This window comes from Bradyrhizobium sp. PRIMUS42, from assembly GCF_023006515.1.
Taxonomy (GTDB): domain Bacteria; phylum Pseudomonadota; class Alphaproteobacteria; order Rhizobiales; family Xanthobacteraceae; genus Bradyrhizobium.
Genome location: NZ_JALBGZ010000754.1, coordinates 1 through 2917 on the forward strand (window position 1 = coordinate 1; position 2917 = coordinate 2917).

At 62.9% G+C, this 2917-nt stretch carries 3 protein-coding genes; all 3 read right to left on the reverse strand.

Features of this window, described 5'->3' with window-relative positions:
* Positions 1 to 840, reverse strand: an 840-nt coding sequence (locus MOV75_RS33060; protein WP_247007425.1) for a condensation domain-containing protein, incomplete at its 3' end; no start/stop codon positions are given.
* Positions 841 to 1041: 201 nt separating this feature from the next.
* The gene (locus MOV75_RS33065; RefSeq protein ID WP_246931398.1) at positions 1042 to 1803 is read right to left on the reverse strand and encodes an SDR family NAD(P)-dependent oxidoreductase; all 762 of its coding nucleotides are present in this window, start codon (positions 1801 to 1803) and stop codon (positions 1042 to 1044) included.
* Positions 1804 to 1888: 85 nt separating this feature from the next.
* Positions 1889 to 2917 (reverse strand): alpha/beta fold hydrolase (locus MOV75_RS33070; protein ID WP_247007426.1); only part of this gene is annotated, 1029 nt, incomplete at its 5' end.

Sequence of the window (2917 nt, forward strand, 5' to 3'; positions counted from 1 at the left end):
CAACTCCAGCACCGTCGGCGCTCCCGACAGCCGCTCGCGCCAATAGCCGAGCCGGCGTTCCAGCCGCTCGCCCGAGAGCCAGTCCCGCTGCCACACTGCATAGTCCGCGTACTGAACCGCAAGCGGCGGCAAAGGTGCGGGGAAGCCGGCGGCATTCGCCGCGTAGAACGTTCCGACCTCCCGCAGCAACACGCTCATCGACCAACCGTCGGCAGCAATGTGATGCACCACCGCCACCAGCACGTGGTCGTCATCACCAAGTCGTATCAACCTGACCCGAAAAGGGTGTCCCTTGGTCAGATCGAATGGCAACGAGCACTCCCGCGTAACGATGCGACGCACGCGAGCCTCGATCTCCTCCTCGGAGTCGGCACCGCTGACGTCGTCGACCGGCAGCTCGACCCGGTACGAGGAATCGATTGTCTGCAGACCTTGGCCGCCTACCGTCGCAAGCCGCGTCCGCAACACCTCGTGACGCTCGACCAGATCGCCAACGGCCTGCTCCAACGCTGCGACGTTCAATTTTCCGTGCAGGCGCACCATCGCCGGCATGTTGCGGAAATTGCCAAAACCCTCGATCTGCTCCAGCAGCCACATCCGCTCCTGCGCAAAGGACAACGGCATGAACCGCTCCCGCGGCGCGACGGGGATCGGATCTTCGACCGCGTCGCCGTTCAGCCGATTGAAGAGCGCAATGATGTCACCCTTCTGCTCCAGCAGCTTCTTCTTCAGGCTTGGAGTGAGCTGCCGGTTTGAATCCCTGATCCGGAGATCATTGCCGTCGCGTGCCAAGTTGATGCCGCGCTGGCGGAGTTCGTTAAGCAGTTCGATGGTATTCAAGGCACCACTCCTCTTCGGGCTGAGGCACAATTCCGGCTCGCTTGGCCCGCACCCCGCTACGGGAGGAGTTGCACGAACGCTTCCAGCCAGACTGGCGTCATGGCCACGAAACCGAGATTTCCTGAGCTTCGATCTTTAGCATCCCACACTGACCGCAACCTGACGGTGACCTTCACATCGTGGTACCAAGCGAGTCGCGCATCACTTCGATCCAATGAGGAAGCCGCCGCCGCCAGCATTGAGGTGGGCACCGGTGACGAAAGACGCCTTTTCGGACAGCAGCCACACTACCGCTTCCGCCACCTCGTCCGGCCGCCCAAAGCGCCTCATCGGAATGCTGGCCTCGACCGCCGCCCGGTCGGGACTCGTTCTCATGTATTCGATCATGTCGGTGTCGGTGAGACCGGGGCGCACCACGTTGACGCGGACCGCCTCGGGCGCCACCTCCTTGGAAAATCCCATCGTGAACACGTCAACGGCTCCCTTCGAGGCGGAATAGCTCGAATGGCCGAGGCGCCCTCCATTGGTCGCCGCCATCGACGATATGTTCACAATGCTGCCACCCGAGCCGCCGTTCTTCCTGGACATGCGCTTGGCCGCCTCGCGGCAGCAGAGCATGAGGCCGACGACATTGACGGCGAACATGCGCTCAAGCTGCGCGGTCTCCAGCGCCTCGACGGGATTGTGGAAGCCGATGCCGGCGGAATTGACCAACCCGGCGATCGGTCCGAGGCTCGCCTCCGCTGTCTTGAACATTGAGACGACGTCCGCCTCGCTGCTGACGTCGGCCTTGATCGCGACGGCGCGACGGCCAATAGCCTCGATCTCGGCGACGATCGATTTCGCGGAGGCCTCACGTTCCCGGTATGCGATCGCCACGTCCCAACCGCACTCGGCCGCACGGCTTGCCGACGCACGACCGATGCCGCGCGCGCCGCCAGTCACCAAACAAACCTTGTTCATGTCACTCTCTCCTTCCAATCTTTTGGAACAGGGACCAACGCAGCCCCGCCACAATCATCGCCCGCCATGGAACGTCGTGAAGCGATCACGCGGGTGTTCGGTCATGCCGCTCCAATTCGGCGAGCACCTGGAGGGCTTTGATATGTGCCGCAATCGCCTTAATGCCGGGCTCTTCGAGCATCGAATAATGATCGCCTTCGATGAAAATGGTCTCGTCTCCATCGGGAGAGGCGGGATCCGCGAGTTGGCTCGCGAGCGGAAACCGCATCGTGCCGATCTTGGGCCGAAGAAAGCTCAGGGATAGCGGAATGCGCTCCGGCTTGTAACCACACAGCGACAGCGTGTTCTTTCGATACATCTCGAACAAGTCTTTCAGATCGGCAGGCGCGAAGGTCCGCGCTGCGGCACCGTCCGGAACCAGAGAACGCGACAAGGCATCGAAACGATCGGCTTGCGATCCGGAATGCTCCGCCGCGAAGCCGGGCGGCGTCTTGACTTTCAGCGTTCGGTGCATCAGCAACACGAAACGTCGCCAGATCACGATGTCCTCGAGCGGCTGTTGAGATGCGTGCGCTCCCATCGGGTCGATCAGGGCAGGCCACGCCTTCTTGCCGAGGGCAAAGAGCTGCCGGCATATCTCATATGCAATCGTTCCGCCGAGCGACCAGCCGACGACCACATAAACCGGGCCGGCGTCGATACGCAGGATCTCCTGAACGTAGTCGGCCGCAATCTGCTCCAGCGATTGCGAGGCGCCGGATTGCACGGATTGGAGCCCGTAGATGGTTTGATCACGCCCGAGGCTGCGGACTAGCGAATTGTAGCAGGAAACACCTCCGGTGATGGGGTGAACCAAAAAGAGCGGTCCCGCGTCCCCCGCCTGGAGCAGCACGATCGGCTTCGTCCGCGCGGTCTCGCTCGCATTCTCTGGGACAGGCGAGAACGAACGCTTCGAGACCGTGAGCTGCGTGCCGATCCCGGCGATGGTGGGCGCCTCGAACAGGACGCGGAGCGGGAGGTCGACGCCGAGGCGGTCGCGCACGCGCGCGGTCAGGCGCGTCGCCAGCAGCGAGTGGCCGCCGAGCTCGAAGAAGTTGTCGTGCACCCCGACCCT

What these genes read in the sequence shown, in the direction of transcription:
- MOV75_RS33065 (WP_246931398.1), bottom strand. Translation starts at nt 1,803, where the DNA reads ATGAACAAGGTTTGTTTGGTGACTGGCGGCGCGCGCGGCATCGGTCGT.